The sequence below is a fragment of the Caenimonas sp. SL110 genome (assembly GCF_001044395.1).
Lineage (GTDB): Bacteria > Pseudomonadota > Gammaproteobacteria > Burkholderiales > Burkholderiaceae_C > Ramlibacter.
On the sequence record NZ_JANU01000030.1, the window covers coordinates 23845 to 41759 of the forward strand.

Annotated in this window: 17 protein-coding genes; 7 read left to right on the forward strand and 10 right to left on the reverse strand. The window is 60.7% G+C overall.

Annotated elements, in window-relative coordinates; translation table 11 throughout:
* Positions 1 to 5 precede the first annotated feature (5 nt).
* The 4 genes from AQ12_RS14400 (at position 6) to AQ12_RS14415 (ending at position 5638) form a co-directional block, all read left to right on the forward strand.
* Positions 6 to 479, forward strand: coding sequence for a DUF2442 domain-containing protein (locus tag AQ12_RS14400; protein ID WP_053076747.1), 474 nt, complete (start codon positions 6 to 8; stop codon positions 477 to 479).
* A gap of 220 nt (positions 480 to 699) precedes the next feature.
* Positions 700 to 3000 carry an ATP-binding protein gene (locus AQ12_RS14405; RefSeq protein WP_161799033.1) on the forward strand — a complete coding sequence of 767 codons (2301 nt, stop codon included), beginning with the start codon at positions 700 to 702 and terminating at the stop codon, positions 2998 to 3000.
* A gap of 85 nt (positions 3001 to 3085) precedes the next feature.
* Positions 3086 to 4654: a DUF2779 domain-containing protein gene (locus AQ12_RS14410; RefSeq protein ID WP_048440632.1), complete on the forward strand. Its 1569-nt coding sequence runs from the start codon at positions 3086 to 3088 to the stop codon at positions 4652 to 4654.
* Between the two features lie 36 nt (positions 4655 to 4690).
* Positions 4691 to 5638 (forward strand): YafY family protein, encoded by a 948-nt coding sequence (locus AQ12_RS14415; protein WP_238587728.1) that lies wholly within the window; start codon positions 4691 to 4693, stop codon positions 5636 to 5638.
* Between the two features lie 9 nt (positions 5639 to 5647).
* Here the strand turns inward: AQ12_RS14415 and AQ12_RS14420 are convergent, their stop codons facing one another.
* The 10 genes from AQ12_RS14420 to AQ12_RS14465 form a co-directional block, all read right to left on the reverse strand.
* Positions 5648 to 6463, reverse strand: a complete 816-nt coding sequence (locus AQ12_RS14420; protein ID WP_152682807.1) for a hypothetical protein — start codon at positions 6461 to 6463, stop codon at positions 5648 to 5650.
* A 52-nt stretch (positions 6464 to 6515) separates the two neighbouring features.
* The gene (locus AQ12_RS14425) at positions 6516 to 6833 is read right to left on the reverse strand and encodes a hypothetical protein (protein WP_048440635.1); all 318 of its coding nucleotides are present in this window, start codon (positions 6831 to 6833) and stop codon (positions 6516 to 6518) included.
* Between the two features lie 105 nt (positions 6834 to 6938).
* Entirely contained in the window at positions 6939 to 7892 is a 954-nt protein-coding gene (locus AQ12_RS14430; RefSeq protein WP_053076749.1) for a hypothetical protein, read from the reverse strand.
* On the reverse strand, positions 7889 to 8116 hold the full coding sequence (locus AQ12_RS14435; RefSeq protein WP_048440636.1) for a hypothetical protein: 228 nt from the start codon (positions 8114 to 8116) through the stop codon (positions 7889 to 7891). Before AQ12_RS14435 ends, AQ12_RS14430 begins: the two co-directional genes overlap by 4 nt.
* 48 nt (positions 8117 to 8164) lie before the next feature.
* A complete protein-coding gene (locus tag AQ12_RS14440) occupies positions 8165 to 9133 on the reverse strand; it encodes a YafY family protein (protein WP_048440637.1) in 969 nt (322 codons plus the stop codon).
* A gap of 234 nt (positions 9134 to 9367) precedes the next feature.
* Positions 9368 to 10381 carry a hypothetical protein gene (locus AQ12_RS14445; protein WP_048440638.1) on the reverse strand — a complete coding sequence of 338 codons (1014 nt, stop codon included), beginning with the start codon at positions 10379 to 10381 and terminating at the stop codon, positions 9368 to 9370.
* Between the two features lie 59 nt (positions 10382 to 10440).
* Positions 10441 to 11343, reverse strand: coding sequence for a hypothetical protein (locus AQ12_RS14450; RefSeq protein ID WP_152682808.1), 903 nt, complete (start codon positions 11341 to 11343; stop codon positions 10441 to 10443).
* A gap of 53 nt (positions 11344 to 11396) precedes the next feature.
* Positions 11397 to 11822: a DUF3293 domain-containing protein gene (locus tag AQ12_RS14455; RefSeq protein WP_048440640.1), complete on the reverse strand. Its 426-nt coding sequence runs from the start codon at positions 11820 to 11822 to the stop codon at positions 11397 to 11399.
* Positions 11819 to 12685, reverse strand: coding sequence for a hypothetical protein (locus AQ12_RS14460; protein ID WP_048440641.1), 867 nt, complete (start codon positions 12683 to 12685; stop codon positions 11819 to 11821). The genes AQ12_RS14455 and AQ12_RS14460 overlap by 4 nt, the downstream gene beginning before the upstream one ends.
* Entirely contained in the window at positions 12682 to 12993 is a 312-nt protein-coding gene (locus AQ12_RS14465; RefSeq protein ID WP_152682809.1) for a hypothetical protein, read from the reverse strand. Before AQ12_RS14465 ends, AQ12_RS14460 begins: the two co-directional genes overlap by 4 nt.
* Positions 12994 to 13423: 430 nt before the next feature.
* Between AQ12_RS14465 and mutS the strand changes: the two genes are divergently transcribed.
* From mutS to AQ12_RS14485, 3 genes are read left to right on the forward strand one after another with little or no spacing between them, the layout of a single operon-like run.
* Complete coding sequence (gene mutS / locus AQ12_RS14475; protein WP_048440644.1) at positions 13424 to 15988, forward strand: DNA mismatch repair protein MutS; 2565 nt, start codon at positions 13424 to 13426, stop codon at positions 15986 to 15988.
* Positions 15985 to 16812 carry a proteasome-type protease gene (locus tag AQ12_RS14480; RefSeq protein WP_048440645.1) on the forward strand — a complete coding sequence of 276 codons (828 nt, stop codon included), beginning with the start codon at positions 15985 to 15987 and terminating at the stop codon, positions 16810 to 16812. Before mutS ends, AQ12_RS14480 begins: the two co-directional genes overlap by 4 nt.
* Positions 16809 to 17615 (forward strand): alpha/beta hydrolase, encoded by an 807-nt coding sequence (locus AQ12_RS14485; protein ID WP_048440646.1) that lies wholly within the window; start codon positions 16809 to 16811, stop codon positions 17613 to 17615. The genes AQ12_RS14480 and AQ12_RS14485 overlap by 4 nt, the downstream gene beginning before the upstream one ends.
* Positions 17616 to 17915: the final 300 nt, after the last annotated feature.

The following is a 17915-nucleotide window of genomic DNA, read 5'->3' on the forward strand; positions in this document are numbered from 1 at the left end:
CAAACATGGCCACGCGCAGGAAATTTGAGATCAGCGATGAGAAGTATGAAGCAGAGCTTCGTCGGGCCAAGGTCGCTCCGCGCACGGGATTGAACTCGGTTGAGTACGACCGCGCACATCGGCAGCTCGTTCTCTTTTTCGCCCAAGGCGGCAGCATTGGCTTGCCATTGGCGGATGTCAGCGAGCTAAGTGGTGCCACCTCCAAGGACCTTCAATCCCTCTACCTGACACCTTCAGGCGACACGATCGTGGCCGAGCGTCTGGATAGGTTCATCAATGTCGAAGCTTTGATGAATGGATTCGCCGCCAAGAACCTGGCGAAAGCGGTAGCACGAGTTTTTGGCGCGGCAGGCGGCGCACGCACCTCAGAGCGCAAGAAGGCAGCCGCAGTCGCCAATGGCATCAAAGGTGGAAGGCCGAAGAAGGAGATTGCTCACGCAGCAGCGTCGCCCGCAGACAAGTCCGCAAGAAATCGATGATCGAGCGCAGCCCCGATTAACCTCGCAACTGCGGACTTTTTCAGTTTCATTGATACGGCGGTAGGGGTCGGTCACTGTTAATACGGGCAGAACGCACCGTCACATGCCTCAGCCTGAAGACCTCTGCGAAGCAAGCGCATAAAGCCGTCCCAAACCTGTGCGACACAAGATGTCGCCTCAATACCGACACTGCGATGCTCCCCAGACTGAGGCAGCATCGATGACCAGACGACACCCGACGCGCCATTCGCACCGGCATCAGTGGACCCCCGAATCGAAAGACATCGTCAGTATCGCCAACAACCGGGTGTGCCTGAGCCTTCTGCGAATCTACCGATACATACCCTATAGCGCCGACGAAGTGGACCTTCATGAGTTGCTTACGCCGTTCTGGCCGCTCATTCGCAGGCAGCCAAAACTGCTGCGCCAGGCGCTGATGGAACATGCACGCCGAAGCGCACCGCGTTCGACCCAGAAGCTTGAAGCACCAGAAGCCAACCTGCTCCCGCCATGGGTCACGTCGCGAGCCACTGCAAAGAACCCCATCCCCGAGGACACACCCGATCTCGATGTGATGACATTGCTGGCCGAGGGCCTGGTCTTCGCAAGGCCGATCTTCAGGCCGCTCTTCAACGCCGTCGAAGAACAGCTTCAGGGCTTCGTCGAAACGCAACACGCTCCCTCTGACGCCAACGTGTCGCTTCTCACCGACTTGCTGGGGCTATCGAATACTGAACGCGCCATGCTCGCACTCAGTAGTGCGATCGAGACGAGCACGATCGGGTCTTCGCCCTTCGCACGATTCACTCGACCGTCGCGCCAGGTTCAGGCATTGTCCGCCGCACTCGAGGTGCCATGCGATCGGGAAGCCCGGGCATGCCTTGGCTCACAGAACAACCTGAGACGCAGCGGCCTGCTGGGCCGATTGGCGCTGAGCGAGCGTGACCTCGAAGAGGCGCTGAGGCTCACCCGACAGGGCTCCACGCTCCTTGGCAGCAGGGTGCATCGCATGGAAGACATGGCGGCGCTGATTCTCAAGCCGCTGTCGCAGCAGCGCTGCTCCATCCCACTGGCGTGGCCCCATCTCGAAGAGCGAAGCCAACTCCTCACCGCACTGCTCACCAACACACTCAAGACAGGTGCTTCCGGCGTCAACATCCTGCTGTACGGTGCGCCGGGGACCGGCAAGACCGCTTATGCAGCCGACCTCATTGCCAGAGCAGGTGCCCAGGGATTCAGCGTGACCGACACCGACGCGGACGATGCCGCTGCCTCACGCAATGAGCGTCTGGCCAATATGGCCCTGACGCAAACCTTTGCACCCGCGCAGCGCAGCATCGTGGTCCTGGATGAGGCTGAAGATATCTTCGAAGCCGACTACAACAGTCCGCTGGCGCGCGTGTTCGGAAAGAAGGAAGGCAGCAAGGCGTGGATGAATGGATTGCTCGAAGGCAACCTGAACCCGGTGATCTGGATCAGCAACCAGATCGATCATATCGATCCAGCCTACCTGCGCCGTTTCACCTACTGCATGCAGTTTCCAACGACGCCGCGCGGTGTTCGCCAGGCAATTGCACATGCTCATCTCGATCCGATCGGGTGCTCACCGGACCTCGTGAGTTCGATTGCCAGTCATGAACATGTGAGCCCTGCCATCCTGGCCACGAGCGCCCGATTTGCCACGCTCGCTGGCGTGACAGGTCCTGCTATCGATACCGCCGTGCGCCACATGCTCACAGACAACCTGCTCGCATTGGGCAAAGACATTGCTGCGTCCGTGCCTGTGCGGGCAACCCGCTTCGATCTGCGTTACATCAACGTCAAGGAAAAACTCGATCCTGAAGCGATCCTGGGCGGCCTGCAAAGACTGGGGAGGGGAACATTGCTCCTGAGCGGTCCACCAGGCACCGGCAAGACGCAACTCGCAGCCGAGATCGCGCAGCGCCTGGGCAGGGAGTTGGTTTACAAGACCGCCGCCGATATCAACACCATGTGGTTCGGCGAGAGCGAACGAAACGTGGCGCGCATGTTCACCGAATGCGACGCGCAGCGCGAGGTGCTGTTTCTCGATGAAGCCGACACGCTCCTGAGCGAGCGCGATGCAGCCAACCACCGTGGTGATCTGGCTGTGACTGCCGAATTTCTGCGGCGCGTCGAAGCGTTCGACGGCGTCTTCGTCTGCGCAACCAATCACGCGCGCAGACTCGACCCAGCCCTCATGCGACGCTTCACATTTCGGCTGGGGTTCCTGCCATTAAGCGAGCAGCAGCGCCTCGAAATGCTGTACGAAACCGCGCTCGGATGGCAGCCGACGTCAGACGGCGCGGCTCCCCGACCAAGTCACGAGGTTCTGCGGCGAATGAACAGGCTGGATCAGCTCACACCCGGCGACTTTGCCAATGTCGTGAAGCGAGTCCGGGCGCTTGAACTCACGCTCGACATCGATGAATGGGTGACCGAACTGGAATCAGAGCACGATGTGAAGCCCGAGGGTTCCAGGGCTGCGATGGGCTTTATCTGACGCTTGCGTATTTCGCTGACATCACTACCATCAGGGCGGTATTCCATGCGACACATTCTGTCGTTGCATTCCATAGAGTGGAGACATGCGAACTCTCTCGAAATCCAAGCTGATTGCCTTCAGGCAATGCCCCAAGCGCCTCTGGCTGGAAGTGCACCAGCCCGAATTGAGGTCTGACTCTGCGGGTACGCAGGCGTCTTTCGCGGTGGGCCACTCGGTCGGCGGCATCGCCAGGAAACTCTATGACACCACGGGCACCGGCGTTGAACTGGACCTGGGTGTTATCGGCATGTCCGCACTGTTGAACCAGACACGCGAGCTGCTGACGGGGAGACAGCCGATCTTTGAGGCGGGGTTCTCGGTAACCATAGCGACGGAACAGGCAGCGCTCGCGCTTGCTGATGTTCTGCTGCCCGACACCCATGGCAATGCCACAAGCTGGCGGATGGTCGAGGTCAAGTCCTCGACCAGGGTGAAGGACTATCACCGCGACGACGCAGCCATCCAGCACTACGTCGCCACACAGGCCGGCGTACCCCTGTCTGCCATAGCCGTAGCCCACATCGACAGCAGCTGGACCTATCCTGGCGATGACGACTACCAGGGCCTGCTGGTGGAGGTGGACCTGACAGAAGAAGCAAGCTCGCGGGCGGATGAAGTGAACGAGTGGATCAGGCAGGCCCATGAGGTGGCGGCCCGCGCAGAACCACCGGCGGTGGACACGAGCGACCACTGCGACGATCCATTTGAATGCGGCTTCATGACGCACTGCCGCGAGCAGGACGAAGCGCTGCGCGGGGTCGTCCAGTACCCGGTGCACTGGTTGCCGCGCGTTCAGGCGAAAGCGCTCAAGGCACATGTCGCATCGCGCGACGTGCGCAGCCTGTCAGATGTACCAGACAACCTGCTCAACGCAACGCAGCAGAGGGTCAAGGCGCACACCTTGCGCAACGAGATCTACTTCGATGCAGCGGGTGCCGCAGCTGACATTGCGGCGCACAGCCTGCCTGCGCTCTTCCTGGACTTCGAGACGATCAACTATGCGGTGCCTCGGTGGGCCGGCACGCGGCCTTACCAGCAAATCCCCTTTCAGTTTTCAGTGCATAGGCTCCTGCCTGACGGAAGCCTCCAGCACGCCGGATTCCTCGATCTCACCGGGAACGACCCGCGCCTGGCATTTGCCGACGCACTACTGAGATGCGCGCAAGGCACCGGGCCCATCTTCGTCTACAACAGAGGCTTCGAAGGCGCACGGTTGCGGGAGCTGGCTGCGCAACTCCCCCATCTGGCCGCAGGACTGCACGCAATCGATGCGCGACTGGTTGACCTGCTGCCCATTGCTCAGGCCCGCTACTACCACCCTTCGCAGCAGGGCAGCTGGAGCATCAAGGCGGTGCTGCCTGCCATTGCCCCGGAGTTGCGATACGGTGACCTTGCGGGCGTGCAGGATGGCGGCGGCGCACAGGTTGCGTTCGTGGAGGCATCGGACCCGACCACGTCCCCTGATCGCAGGCTGGAGCTTCGAGAGCAGCTCTGGCGGTATTGCCGTCTCGACACCTTCGCGATGATTCGCGTGTGGGCGCACTTCGCGGGAAGCAGCCACTCGATCAACCCAGTCGATGACGCGCCAAGCATCGACGCGGCGCGCCAGTAGTTCAGGATGCCGCGCAAGCCAAACACATTGGAGACAGTGCATTTCGCACTGGAGTTGCTCAAGCGAATTCCGCGTCAGAGAAAAATCTCTGCTGCCGAACTCCACCAGCAGATGACCGAGGCCGGTTGGCAGCGCGACCTGCGCACCGTGCAACGCCAACTGGACGAACTGTCCCAGAACTTCGAGATTGACCGGGACGATCGCACGCGGCCTTACGGTTACCAATGGAAAGATCAGGCCAAGGGCCTTTCGGTGCCGGGGCTCAATGAACGGGAGTCGCTGATGCTGGCCCTTGCCGAACAGCATCTGCGCAATCTGCTTCCTGCCGAGGTGATGAAGTCCATGTCACCCTTCTTTGCGCAGGCACGAACCAGGCTCGCGCCACACAACGACGGCCACGCGCAGACCCGTGCAGCCCGGGACTGGATGAAGAAGGTTCGCGTGGTGAGTACGACGCAGCCACTGCTTCCACCCGCGATCAAGCCCGGCGTGTTTGACGCCGTCAGCTCCGCGCTCTACGCCAATTGCTGGCTGGAGGTCGAGTATCAGAACTCGTCAAACCGCCGCGTGACGGCGAGTGTCATGCCGTTGGGCCTGGCCCAACAAGGCCCGCGCATGTATCTCGTTTGCCGATTCAAGGGCTACGACAACGAGCGCAGCTTGGCCCTACACCGCGTGATCAGCGCGTCGGCCACCACCCTTGAATTCGAGCGTCCGAAAGAATTCGATCTGCAGAAGTTCGACGACGACGGGCGATTCGGGTTCGGCGACGGGACGAAGATTCGACTCGTGATTCGGGTTGGCAAGGCAGCTGGATTGCATCTGCTTGAATCGCCGCTGTCGGCAGATCAGGTCCATCGCGAAGTGGCGGGGGACTATGAGATCTCTGCGACGGTCACACGGACGGAGCAGTTGAAATGGTGGCTGCGAGGGTTTGGGGATGAGCTACGCGTCGTATCGCCGAGGGGGCTGTTGGGGCGCTAGCGGCCGGGCTCACTGCTCGCACCTGCAGCTCATTCCGCTGGGTGGGACGAACTTCACTCCCGCCTTGTGGAGTCGTTCGAACACACAACCCTTCTCCCATTTCCAGTCTGCTGGCATCGAGTCCCGCAACCGCAAAGGTCCGTCGAGCCGTGCTGCATCCGTTTTCCGGATGACGACGATGGCCATGAGCGGCTCGATCCACCAAGCCATGTCGTCCACTGACCAGTTCGGGTCCAGCTGGAATCGTCGCTCGGCTTCTACAACGATTGCGCACTTGGGCACGACATGCTCGTTCCAGAGTTCACTACCCTCAAGGTCAGTTGCGCTGCCCATAGGGATCCACGCCCTCTGCACAAACCACTCCACCGCGCGGGTGTCCCTGGCCACAAAGCCCCGGAAATTAGCCTTCAAGTACCGCGCGTACCGCCAAACCGCGCGCGAATGCCGCTCTTCTCGCGTTGGTTCCGGGACAAGTATTGGCACCTGTGCCTCACCCGAACACATCTGCCTGATGCGGCCGACAAGGCCCTCTACGTCCGGGTCCGGAAGCTCGCTTACCGGGCAGTGCCGCACCATCTCCGCTGCTACTTCGGTCAGTGGGAGACCACGCTCACCGAACAACTGGTAGTTAACCAGCTTCTTGAAGGCCGTTGGGGTGGCGTTCCAGGGTCGCAGCATCTTGATGGCCTTGGTATGACCGCCCTCACCGATTTCAATGACATCCCGAAAGAAGATGGCGGTCTCCATGACGCGATTGAGGAATCTGTCGACGTCGTGCGCAAGATTTGCGCTGACTTCAGTGCCATTGTTTTCGGTGCTGATCATGGGATCCCTTTGCTGCATCTGGATGGGAGTTGAGTTCTCTTGAGGCCGGGACTCAGTGAAAGTGCGCTCTGCGTGTGCGGTGCGCCGCAGTAATCACTGCATGGTCGCACGACACGACTGCATAAACGTCGAAATATCGCTCGGCATCCGCATATTCGGTGCGCGACAAAACAGCCTGCAGCTTTCGGCGCGTTGCCTTGTTCACAGTCTTCAGCACAGCGCCGTGGCCGTCATGAATGGTCTTGCCATGCTGGACCAGGAGCGCGAGGTACCAGGCAGGGATGCCGCGCTGCTGCAGGCGAGCAGAAGCGTGTGTGGTCATGCGGTAGTTCGGCTTAATCGGGGGAACCGTGGATGCTGGAATCGTCATGGGTCGCTCCTGGTGAAGTGGAGTGGCCATGATGCAAGTCGACCATCTCGCCGCAAGACCTTGAAGCACTGGAACTTTCAACAGCGAGATGCGGACTCCCACAAGTTATTGAGGCTCATCCTGTGAGCCTGCGGGTACAAGCGCTATCGGATCGTTCAATCGGCTGAAATCCAGATACCTCCCATAGAGCTCAGCGACCCACGTCGCGGAAGTGGCGAGGCTCAGCACCCCTACCATCTCATCCAGGGTCCAGGTATCGAAGGTTGAGTCATCGAGCAGACATTGCCGATAGGCCCGGACGGCTGCCCGGCAATGCGGATTCGCCGCCGGATAAATGACGATGAAAGCACCTTCCGAATAACCAAGATCGCGGTCCTTCAACATGCTCCCCGCCAGCAGGTGATCGCGCCAAAGCTGTTGCAGCGGCGCTTCGCGCAGTTGTGGAAAGCATGAAGGCCTGAAACACTCCATCAGACCTGCAACTTCGTCATATCGCGGCTTGTGACTGGCAACCTTGTCCGATAGGTCCTCGTGATACTTGACCTCGATTCCGAGGAAGCCCTTTCCCCCGTCTATAGCTTCATACTCGACAAACACATCGAAGGCAGATCGGTCCTCGGTGAATCGTTTGCTCGAACGCTCGGGCGAGTGCTCGAACTCGATGTTGGAAACTCTTCGGATCTTGCCGGGACGCAAGGCGCTTATAACGCTGGTGGCCAGACCCAGGTCGCGCTTCAGCTCCCCAAAGAGGTTGAAGCAAAGGGGCTGGCTCGAAAGCAGGTTTGTGTAGATGCGTGGGGTGCCGTACAACTTGCCATTCGAACTTGCAGCCTTTAGCTCCGCGCTGACCTCTTCACGAATTCCAGGTGTGAGGTAGTTGAGCAGTTCGGCCTCGGCGATGTCTCGCGGTAGCTCAGAGCCCAAGGCAGCCGCAGCTTGCAGGTTCTGGCGTTGGCGCCAAATCGATTGCAGTGTTCGCGCCGCTCGCTGAAACCCCTGTCGGTCCCCTTCGTAATAGGCGGAATGCTGCCTGGCGATGGCATTGAAGTCATGAGTCATTGCTTTTCTCCCTTTTGAAAAACATTCCGCAGCACACCGTCGGGCAAAAGCAGCTCTCGCTGCTCAATGCAAAACGGCAGCACCCACAGCACGAGTCCGTTTGAGACGGGAAAACGAAACTCTGGAAGCGGCCCAGAAAAGGTCTCGGTCTTCGGGTAGATCAACACGATGTCGCCTGTGCCGTTCAGATAGTGGTGGCCGTAGGCGTACAGGTGGGCAATCAAGGTTAGTTATCGCGACATTGTGGCGGTTGCCCCCGAATGCCGAATCGGTCAGACATAGCGCGCAACAAGTGCCAGCCCTGCCTGCTGCACTTTCTTCCTCAGTTCCTTCGGCTCCATCACTGCCACATCCGCCCCATACCGCAAGATGTCCCCCAGAATCTCCCGATCATCCGAATACGGAACCGACAGCACGTAGCTGCCATCCGGCTCTTCCCGGCTCTCCTGCATCGGATGCCACTGCTCCCCCCTCACCCAGCGCGCACGCTCCGGCGTGAACTTCAAGACGGCCCATGCACTGGGTGCGCCACCGAAGATCCCGTAACTCACGCTCAACATCTCGTCCAGGCGCTTCGCCGCGATCTCTTTCGCACTGGTCTCCAGCACATGAGCATCGGTCAGCGCATCCACAGAAAAGCTTCGCAAGTCGTCACGCAGATGGCACCAGGCATCCAGGTACCAGTTGTCTCGATAGTGAACCAGCCGCTGCGGCGACACTTCACGTTCCACCGTGTCGCCTGTCTGCCGGTTGAAGTGCGCAACGCGCAGTTTCTTGCGGCCGATCGTTGCGGCAGCAACAGCCTCAAAGAACTGCGGCGTGACTCGCCGCTTGCCCGCATGAACAAGGCGAATGCGTTGGGCCACGTCTTCGGCAGCCAGCCCATGCTTTTCCATTAACTGGCTAAGCCGCCCTTGCAGCGGCTTGAGCTTGGAGCCGAGCAAGCCTGGCGCGAGCTGCGACAGCAGTTGCTGGATCGTCGTCAGCGCAAGGATCTCGCGGTCGTTGAACCAGAGTCCCGGCAACTCCGAGTCGGTGTGACCCTGGCCCTCTTCGATGACATACCCACCCTGATCGCGATCGAAACGGATCGGAACGCGAAGCTGGTCTCGCAGCTTGGCGATGTCGCGCTTCACCGTGGCGCGCGAAATCTCCAGGGCGGCCATCAGATCTTCGACTGATGTCGCACGCTTTGAGCCGAGCAAACTTTTGTATTGATAGAGACGTACTACTTCGCTCATTGGCGATTTCCCCTCCGCTTGCAGCTACAAAGTGTTTCACAGGACGCAGCGGTTGCATAGCGGAGTGAACCCTGCTTGCGGCTTCGTGAATCCGGGTGACCAGTGACTGCCGTCAGTGGCAGGTTGGAACGATCAAGATCATCTTGAGGGGCAGGCTCATCGTATGAGCTGGCACCACTGATGGTTTGCGCAGCTCGTGCGGCATCGCCAATGGCCCTCTGCGAAGCGGATCGCTCAGGAGAACTCGGTCACCATGTGCAGGGATGAGCGGGACGGCGGTCCATAGCTCACAAGTCGCACATCAAGGTCGTGCCCGGCGCAAAGTCGCAAAGCATTGCGAATAGCCTCGTCGATCCACGTGTCGTCGTTTCCGAAGGCGCCGCCACCCAGCCGCGTCAGCAGGACGACATTGGACGCCCCTCGCCTGGCATTAAGAATTGCCGCGAGCACAGTCGCCTCATAGGCGGCCTCCAACACGAGCGAGGCAAATGCCTTCCAGGCGGGCCTGCTGATGTCGCTGTATGCCACTGGAAGAGCCGAGCAATAGGCCTGGGAAACCACAGGTCGACTCGGTCCATCGGCATCGGTCACTTCAACATCCCAATGCAGCCCGATCCGAAGCAAGCCTGACAAGGCATTTCGCTCAGCACCAGGGATTGACGCCAGATGGCCGTCTATCGCCTGCAACCCTTGCCTGGAACATAGCGCGTATCCATTACGCATGGTCCAGAAAGTCTCTACAGGGCGGCGCAATGCAACGCTGAACGCATGACCCAAATCCGAGAGACCATCCAGCTGATGGCTGCTCGACTGACCCGTTGCACTCCCGACGGGCACAAAGTAGTTTCTATAAATCGTCGCAGCACCTGCGGCAATCGCACAAGCGGGGCCCTGTGTCCGGTCGTGTTCGTAACGGGTGACGCCCATCTCGGGGGTTACATGCGGCGACGTCATCTCCAGCAAGTTGAACTGCGAGGCAACCTGGAAGAGCGCACCTTCGAACTCGGGGGATCGGTGCAGCGCGCGAATATCACCGCTGATCGCTCCGACCCGCACGCACCCCTGCTCCATCCCAGCCCCCGCGACTCGATCACGCAAGGTCCGGAGTGAAACAAGCTCCAGGTGTCCGATGCCGTAGGTCTTTCCATTGACGAGGGACCGTAGTTGTTGGCCGTCAATTTCGAGCTGCGCTCGTGTCGCTTCATACGGCAACTCGCGAAATCCGGTGAGGCGTTCAAACCAGTCCATCGAGCATCTCCTTTTCAGTCCCGCGTGACTACATGAAAGTTGCCTGGCAACGCCTACGGTCAGTCCAACGACTGCACCTTCTCGATTCGCAGCTTCATGCCGGCGTCTTCCAGCTTCCGACGATGCACGTTCCAGGCGGCCTTGCTGCGCGTTGGAAGTTCGCGCGTGGGCAGCGCCACCAGCAAGCCCGGTTGATCGGCCAGCACCAGAGTTTTTCCACTTGCCAGCGCACGAAGCTCCGCGCCCAGCTGCTGCTCGGCGTGGATGGACTGAGCCAAAAGCTGCAGCACCTTCGCACATCGCTGGTATGCCGAGCAAACCTGGGTCGCACGGTGTGGATCGGACAGGAATTTCTGATACGTCTTCACCTGCCTCAAGATGCCGCTATCGGTAGGCAAAGGTCCGCTCGTACGGATGCGGGCGTCGTCGAACGTTTTCACTTCCCAGAACATCAGCCGTGTCGTGGCAGCGTCAACGTGCTCCAAAGACACCATGTCGATGCGAAGCGCAAACTTCTGGTCGCCGCTCGCCGGAAGACCCATCTCGAGGTCGATCACGTTGGCGTCGTGATCCAGGATTTCATCGATAGCGATCTTCTCCGCGCCGGCTTTGCCCTCGGCGGCCTTCACCCAGCGGGCAAGCTGGACGTCGGCAGGCGCAGTCAGATAACGGCGACCGGCGTCCATATCCCCACGCTCGGTGCGCTCGATGTACTTGCGGTGCAGTATCCATTGCATCTGACCAGCCCGGTTCTGGCGCACCTGGGCCACCGACTGCCCCTTGCGATAGAGATTCAAAGTGCCGTTGCGAATTGCCAGGCGCAAGCCCAAAGCGCCAGCGGGTGTTCCGGCGGGACACCAAAGCGAGAGCAATTCGGGCCACCAGGCCGGGGGGTTGTTCAGAGCGACGTCGAGGAATGAGAGTTCTCGCCCAAACGTTGTGGAGGAAGTGGAAGTGCTCATTGGGCCCTATTCGCAACAGAGTGATGTGCCGCTTCGATGCAAGCCCCGAGCACTCACTTCATCAAGACCAACTCGGGGACTGCGTCGCTGCCGCACCAGACAACAGCGTTCTGCTGATGTCGATCGCCAAGTGCCTTCGCTTCGTCGCGCGTCACGCAGATGATGAGAAAGCTCGCCTCGCCATAGTTGCTGATTGGATGTCGGCCCTCTCCTTGAACAAAAGCCAACCCGCGTGCCTGCAGTTCGGCAACGAGAGTCGCATTGCGCGCATTGTTTTCGCCAGGCTCCAGTTCACGGCTGAACGGATTCCATGCGGTTACGTAGGCACTGCAGTCAAGCCCTTGCGCTTCATGCAGCTTGAGCAACTCGGCCGAAGGTTCGCCGATCTTGAGGAAGAAAGGTGCGTCCGAAAACACGTGGTAATGGGTCTCCAGGTAGGCCTGGATCAGCCCCGGGTCGATGAGTGAGTCGGGTTTCATGGCTTCTCCTGGTGGGCGACAAGCGCTGCACGCAACGTGTTTCTGTGGAGGCGCAGCACCGGCGCTATGCCCCCAGTGTCATCCACCTGATAACCACCCGCCAGATTCCAGACCAGCGCGCGCCCTTGAAACTGAGTGAAGACCTCCGCATCGCGGCGCGACATTTCCGCCGTGGTCAAAAGCCCTCCGAGAGGATCGTCGATATGCGGATCCGCACCAGCCTGGTAGATCACGAGATCGGCTTCGCGGCAATCTTCAACCGCGGTTTGCAGCCAGCTGAAGAAGCCTCTTGCGCCAGGGCCTACGTCGGATCGGCTGCGAAAGCGATTGCCCATGGTGTGATGCTTGATCTGTTTCCTCACCCTCAACCGCCCAATGATGTCTTCTGTTCCATCGGCGAAGTGGACATCGCAGTCGATGATCCCGACTTGCCGGACTGCGCCCTCCTTCAACAACTTCATGGCGACAACCATCAACCCGTTGAAGGTGCAGTATCCGCCCGCCCGCGCGTAGCCCGCATGGTGGAAACCACTGGTAGGAGAGCAGGTGATTTCGTTCGCGCCAAGCGCCTGCCGGGACGCCGCAAGGAGCGAACCCGTGGTGTAGTAGAGCGAAGTGGTCAGCTCCGGATCTGTAGTTCCAAACCCATTCTCGATCTCCAGGTCCAGAATCCCCTGAACGAAATCCGGGTCGTGTGCGAGCGTGAGATCAGCTCGCGTCACCGGGGGGAAACTGTGGATGTCGCCCTGGGTGATCAGTCCACGCCGCAACCAGTCATGGACGACCAGCGCAGGCTTGCAGGCTGACGGCGAGAATGACGCCGGTTGGTTTGCGACCTGCTCATTGCGGAAGAAGATTTTCATTGCCCGCCTCCGACAACTCCAACCGGAGCACCGGTCTTCACCTCAAGGCTGTCTCGCGCCGGGTTCCCCCGGATGGGCCGCAGGCACTCATCCGGGATCGGTCCCTTGGTGCGCAGGAATATGCGCGAACCTATCGTCCAGGTCATTGCCTGTGGACAGGCAGCGAGCCATACCTGACCGCGGCCCATCATGGCGAGCTTGCCGCGGCCGCTATGCGGGCCGACGATCCGCACGATTCGACCAATGTTGGCCACGTTCTCAGCCATGACAACGACGGCAAGGTCACCGGGTCTGCAGTTTATTTTCATGAGCGTTCTCCTGGCCCAAAAAGGGGAGATCGCCGGCACGCAGGGCAAGGCGTGGCGCGACGGTTTAGCAGCATTTATGCGTCGCCCTGCAAGTGTCAAAAATCGGCGACAACTGACTATCGTTGATCAGAGGCTCACAGCGTGAGCCTGGTGCGGCGGAAAGGCGGCCAATTCGTTGGGCTCGATGTTGTCCTTCTCTTGCTTGCCGAACAGGAGCGCGGTTGTCCTCGAAGTCGAGCTTGGGCTTCTGGAAGATGCCCAAATGAGCATCAGCCGTCCCAGACTACATAATTTGGCCTATGGGCCGGCTTGCATCGAACGCCGATGCCAGGCACCTGACAAAGACAGACAAGAAAGCAAACGATTGAAATCCACGGACACTCTTGCGATTGACGAGAAAGCACGTCCGCAGCCTGCAGCTCACACCCCCATGATGGCGCAGTACCTCGCCATCAAGGCCGAGCATCCCGACACACTCGTTTTCTATCGCATGGGCGATTTTTACGAGCTGTTCTATGGCGATGCAGAAAAGGCAGCGCGGCTGCTCGACATCACCCTCACCCGGCGCGGCAACTCGGCAGGCGAGCCTGTCGTCATGGCGGGCGTTCCCTTCCACTCGATGGAAGGCTATCTCGCGCGCCTGATCCGGCACGGCGAATCGGTGGCGATCTGCGAGCAGGTTGGCGATGTCGCCACATCCAAAGGGCCGGTCGAACGCAAGGTGATGCGGGTCGTCACGCCCGGCACCCTCACCGACACCGAGCTGCTCAATGACAAGTCCGAAGCGATGCTGCTGGCCGTGCACCAGGGCTCGCGCCACAAGCTGGGCCTGGCATGGTTGAGCGTGACGCAAGGCGCGTTGCAGCTGGCAGAGTGCGCAGGCGATGAGCTCGAATCATGGGTGGCACGCATAGCCCCGAGCGAAGTGGTGTTCAGCTCGGGCGTCACACCCGTCTTTGCGCAACGCCTGAAGGCCATGAAGGCGGCGTCTTCGTTTTCACTGACCGAGCGTCCGGAGTTTCAGTTCGATTCAGGCCTGGGCTTGCGCAAGCTCCTGGGCCAGCTCAACAGCGCGACGCTCGCTGCATGGGGCGCCGATGAGATGCTGCACGCGCATGCCGCTGCGTCGGCCTTGCTCACCTTTGCCGAGCACACGCAGGGCCGCGCCCTGTCGCATGTGCAGAGTCTGCAGGTGCAGCGCGACGACGAGCTGATCGACCTGCCCGTCACCACGCGGCGCAACCTCGAACTGGTACAGACTCTGCGCGGCGAAGACTCACCCACCGTGTTCTCGCTGCTCGACACCTGCATGACCGGCATGGGCAGCCGCATGCTCAGGTGCTGGCTGCTGGAGCCGCGTCGCGAACGCACGCAGGCTGTGCTCCGGCATGAGGCGATCGACACGTTGCGCGGCGGTCTCTGGCAGCGCCTTCGTTCAGAGATGAAGGGTTGCAGCGATGTCGAGCGCATCACGGCGCGCATTGCGTTGCGGCAGGTCAAGCCGCGCGAACTGGTGGGCCTCAAGCAATCGCTGGAGAAGTCGGCGCAGCTCGCTTTGCAATTGCACGGCGTCGATGGGTTGCTGGGCGAAATCGCTGCGTCCATGTCGCCGCCTGCCGGGTGCACCGAATCGCTGGCACGCACCATCCACGCCGAGCCCGCTGCACTGGTGCGCGACGGCGGTGTGATTGCGACCGGCCTGGACGCCGAGCTCGACGAACTGCGTGCCATCCAGGACAACTGCGACGGCTTCCTGCTCGAACTCGAAGCGCGCGAGCGTGCGCGCACCGGCATCGCCAACCTGCGGGTGCAGTTCAACAAGGTGCATGGTTTCTACATCGAGATCACACAAGGGCAACTCGACAAGGTGCCGGCCGACTACCGCAGGCGCCAGACGCTCAAGAACGCCGAGCGGTTCATCACGCCCGAGCTCAAGGCCTTTGAAGACAAGGCGCTATCGGCCCAGGACCGCGCGCTGGCCCGGGAAAAGTGGCTGTACGAACAACTGCTCGATCAACTGCAGGCGCATGTGCCGGCACTCACGCGACTGGCGCGCGCGATGGCCTCGCTCGATGCACTGTGCGCGCTGGCCGAACGCTCGCTCACACTCAACTGGTGCCGCCCGCAATTCACGCGCGAACCCGGCATCGAGATCGTGCAGGGCCGACACCCCGTCGTTGAAAGCCGCCTCGCCGAAACGACTGGCGGCAGCTTCATCGCCAACGACACGCGCCTGGGGCCCAGGCAGCGGATGCAGGTCATCACCGGCCCCAACATGGGCGGCAAGTCGACCTACATGCGGCAGGTCGCCCTGGTGTGCCTGCTGGGTTCCATGGGCTCCTACGTGCCGGCCGCCTCGTGCAGGCTGGGGCCTATGGATGCAATCCATACCCGAATTGGTGCAGCCGACGACCTGGCCAATGCGCAATCGACCTTCATGCTGGAGATGACCGAAGCCGCGCAGATCCTGCATGCCGCTACAGCGAACTCACTGGTGCTGATGGATGAAATCGGCCGGGGCACTTCGACATTCGATGGGCTCGCTCTCGCATCGGGCATCGCCGCGCACCTGCATGACAAGACGCAGGCGTTCACGCTCTTTGCCACGCACTATTTTGAGCTGACGGAGTTTCCGGCCAGGCACCACTGCGCGGTGAACGTGCACGTGAGCGCTGCCGAATCGGGCAGCGACATCGTCTTTTTGCACGAAATCCAGCCCGGCCCCGCCAGCCGCAGCTATGGCATACAAGTTGCAAAACTGGCCGGTATGCCTGCTGCTGTAGTCAACCACGCGCGCCACGCATTGACGGCCCTTGAAAACCAGCAAACACTGGCTCGCGAGCAGGTAGACTTGTTTGAAGCGCCACCCGCCGCCGACGCGCCCATGCACAGCGCGGTTGAAGCGGCGGTCGGCGCGCTGAACCCCGATGCGATGAGCCCGCGTGAAGCACTCGACGCCCTGTACCAACTCAAGAAGCTGACTGAAAAAAAATGACCTACTGCGTCGGCATCAAGCTCAACGCCGGACTGGTGTTCCTCTCCGACTCACGCACCAATGCGGGCGTCGACAACATCAGCACCTTCCGCAAGATGATCGTGTACGAGCGCCCCGGCGATCGCTTCATGGTGCTGCTTTCTGCGGGCAACCTCAGCATTGCGCAGTCGGTGCGCGAGATGCTGCAGGTCGAGCAGCTGAAAGAAGGCAAGGATGGCGAGGCCATCACGATCTGGAACGCCACCAGCATGTTCGATGCCGCGCGCGTGCTGGGCAACGCCGTGCGCCACGTCTATGAGCGCGACGCCGAATCGCTCAAGAACTCGGGTGTGGACTTCAACGTCGGCCTGATCTTCGGCGGCCAGATTCGCGGTGAAGGCATGCGCTTGTTCCAGGTCTATTCGGCAGGCAACTTCATTGAAGCCACGCCCGAGACGCCCTACTTCCAGATCGGTGAATCCAAGTACGGCAAACCCGTGCTCGACCGCGTGATCGCACCCGACACGCCGCTCGATGAGGCCGCCAAGTGCGCGCTGGTTTCGATGGATTCCACGATGAAGTCGAACCTGTCGGTCGGCCCGCCGCTGGACCTGGTCGTGTATGAAGCCAACAACTTCCAGACCGAGAAGATCGTTTCCATCGACATGCAAAACCCCTACTACCGCATGCTGCACAGCAGCTGGGGGCAAAAGTTGCGCGAGGTGTTCGACAGCCTGGACGACCCGGTCTGGGACGACGCGCACACCGACACGCCGCTGAAGGTGGACACCGGGCGCAGCAAACCGCTCAAGAAGATCACGCGGCCTGATGAGCGGCTGATTTGACACCCATCGTTTTTTCGCACGCGAACAGTTTTCCGGCGGCGACCTATACCGCGCTTTTCAGCGAATTGCGATCGCGCAGTTTTCTGGTGAAAGCGGTGGAGAGTTTCGGCCATGACGAGCGGTATCCGGTCACCAACAACTGGCCCGGGCTTGTGCAGCAATTGCACGACTTCACGGTGCCTATCGTGGAAAAGCGCGGTGAGCCGGTGTTTCTCGTGGGGCATTCGCTGGGTGGATTTCTGAGCCTGATGTGCGCGGCTCGCCATCCGCATCTGGCGCGCGGGGTGTTGCTGCTGGATTCGCCTTTGCTGGGTGGATGGAAGGCGACTGCACTGGGGGCGATGAAGCGCACGCAGATGGTGGGCTCGGTGTCACCGGGGCGCGTGAGTCGCAAGCGCAAGAATCGCTGGCCGTCGGCCGATGACGCGCTGGAGCATTTCCGGCACAAGAAGGCATTTGCGAAATGGGAAGACCGCGTGCTGGCGGACTACATCAGGCATTGCACGCACGATGAAGACGGTGAGCGCGTCTTGAGTTTCGATCGCGACATCGAGACCGCGATCTACAACACGCTGCCGGACAATCTGGATCGTTTGCTCAAGCGCCATCCATTGAAGTGCAAGGTCGCTTTCATCGGCGGTCGTCAGTCTCAAGAGATGAAGCAGGTCGGCATGGCGATGACGCTTGAAGTCACGCAAGGCCGCACCATGATGCTCGACGGCAGCCACCTGTTTCCGATGGAAAAACCGGGTGCAACAGCGGCCGCGATCGAGGCGGCGCTGCGAGGTTTTGACTTCGACTGAGTTCTGCTGGCCCTGAGCCTGGGTCACAAGGGCTGTCATTGCGGGCTCGACCCGCAATCCATCTCAACTCAAGCGCCGCAGCCGCTTCGCGGTGGATGCCGGATCAAGTCCGGCATGACAGCCGGGGGAGATCTGTCATTGCGGGCTCGACCCGCAATCCATTTCAACTCAAACGCCGCAGCCGCTTCGCGGTGGATGCCGGATCGAGTCCGGCATGACAGCCGGGGGAGATCTGTCATTGCGGGCTCGACCCACTAGTGTCCGGAGATTTTTAGAGCAGCGGTAGTTGGAGGACCGGGC

Excerpts from the sequence above, each read along its gene's own strand:
- AQ12_RS14400 (WP_053076747.1), top strand. The coding sequence starts at position 6 with ATGGCCACGCGCAGGAAATTTGAGATCAGCGATGAGAAGTATGAAGCA.
- AQ12_RS14405 (WP_161799033.1), top strand. The coding sequence starts at position 700 with ATGACCAGACGACACCCGACGCGCCATTCGCACCGGCATCAGTGGACC.
- AQ12_RS14410 (WP_048440632.1), top strand. The coding sequence starts at position 3,086 with ATGCGAACTCTCTCGAAATCCAAGCTGATTGCCTTCAGGCAATGCCCC.
- AQ12_RS14420 (WP_152682807.1), bottom strand. The coding sequence starts at position 6,463 with ATGATCAGCACCGAAAACAATGGCACTGAAGTCAGCGCAAATCTTGCG.
- AQ12_RS14425 (WP_048440635.1), bottom strand. The coding sequence starts at position 6,833 with ATGACGATTCCAGCATCCACGGTTCCCCCGATTAAGCCGAACTACCGC.
- AQ12_RS14430 (WP_053076749.1), bottom strand. The coding sequence starts at position 7,892 with ATGACTCATGACTTCAATGCCATCGCCAGGCAGCATTCCGCCTATTAC.
- AQ12_RS14440 (WP_048440637.1), bottom strand. The coding sequence starts at position 9,133 with ATGAGCGAAGTAGTACGTCTCTATCAATACAAAAGTTTGCTCGGCTCA.
- AQ12_RS14445 (WP_048440638.1), bottom strand. The coding sequence starts at position 10,381 with ATGGACTGGTTTGAACGCCTCACCGGATTTCGCGAGTTGCCGTATGAA.
- AQ12_RS14450 (WP_152682808.1), bottom strand. The coding sequence starts at position 11,343 with ATGAGCACTTCCACTTCCTCCACAACGTTTGGGCGAGAACTCTCATTC.
- AQ12_RS14455 (WP_048440640.1), bottom strand. The coding sequence starts at position 11,822 with ATGAAACCCGACTCACTCATCGACCCGGGGCTGATCCAGGCCTACCTG.
- AQ12_RS14460 (WP_048440641.1), bottom strand. The coding sequence starts at position 12,685 with ATGAAAATCTTCTTCCGCAATGAGCAGGTCGCAAACCAACCGGCGTCA.
- AQ12_RS14465 (WP_152682809.1), bottom strand. The coding sequence starts at position 12,993 with ATGAAAATAAACTGCAGACCCGGTGACCTTGCCGTCGTTGTCATGGCT.
- mutS (WP_048440644.1), top strand. The coding sequence starts at position 13,424 with ATGATGGCGCAGTACCTCGCCATCAAGGCCGAGCATCCCGACACACTC.
- AQ12_RS14480 (WP_048440645.1), top strand. The coding sequence starts at position 15,985 with ATGACCTACTGCGTCGGCATCAAGCTCAACGCCGGACTGGTGTTCCTC.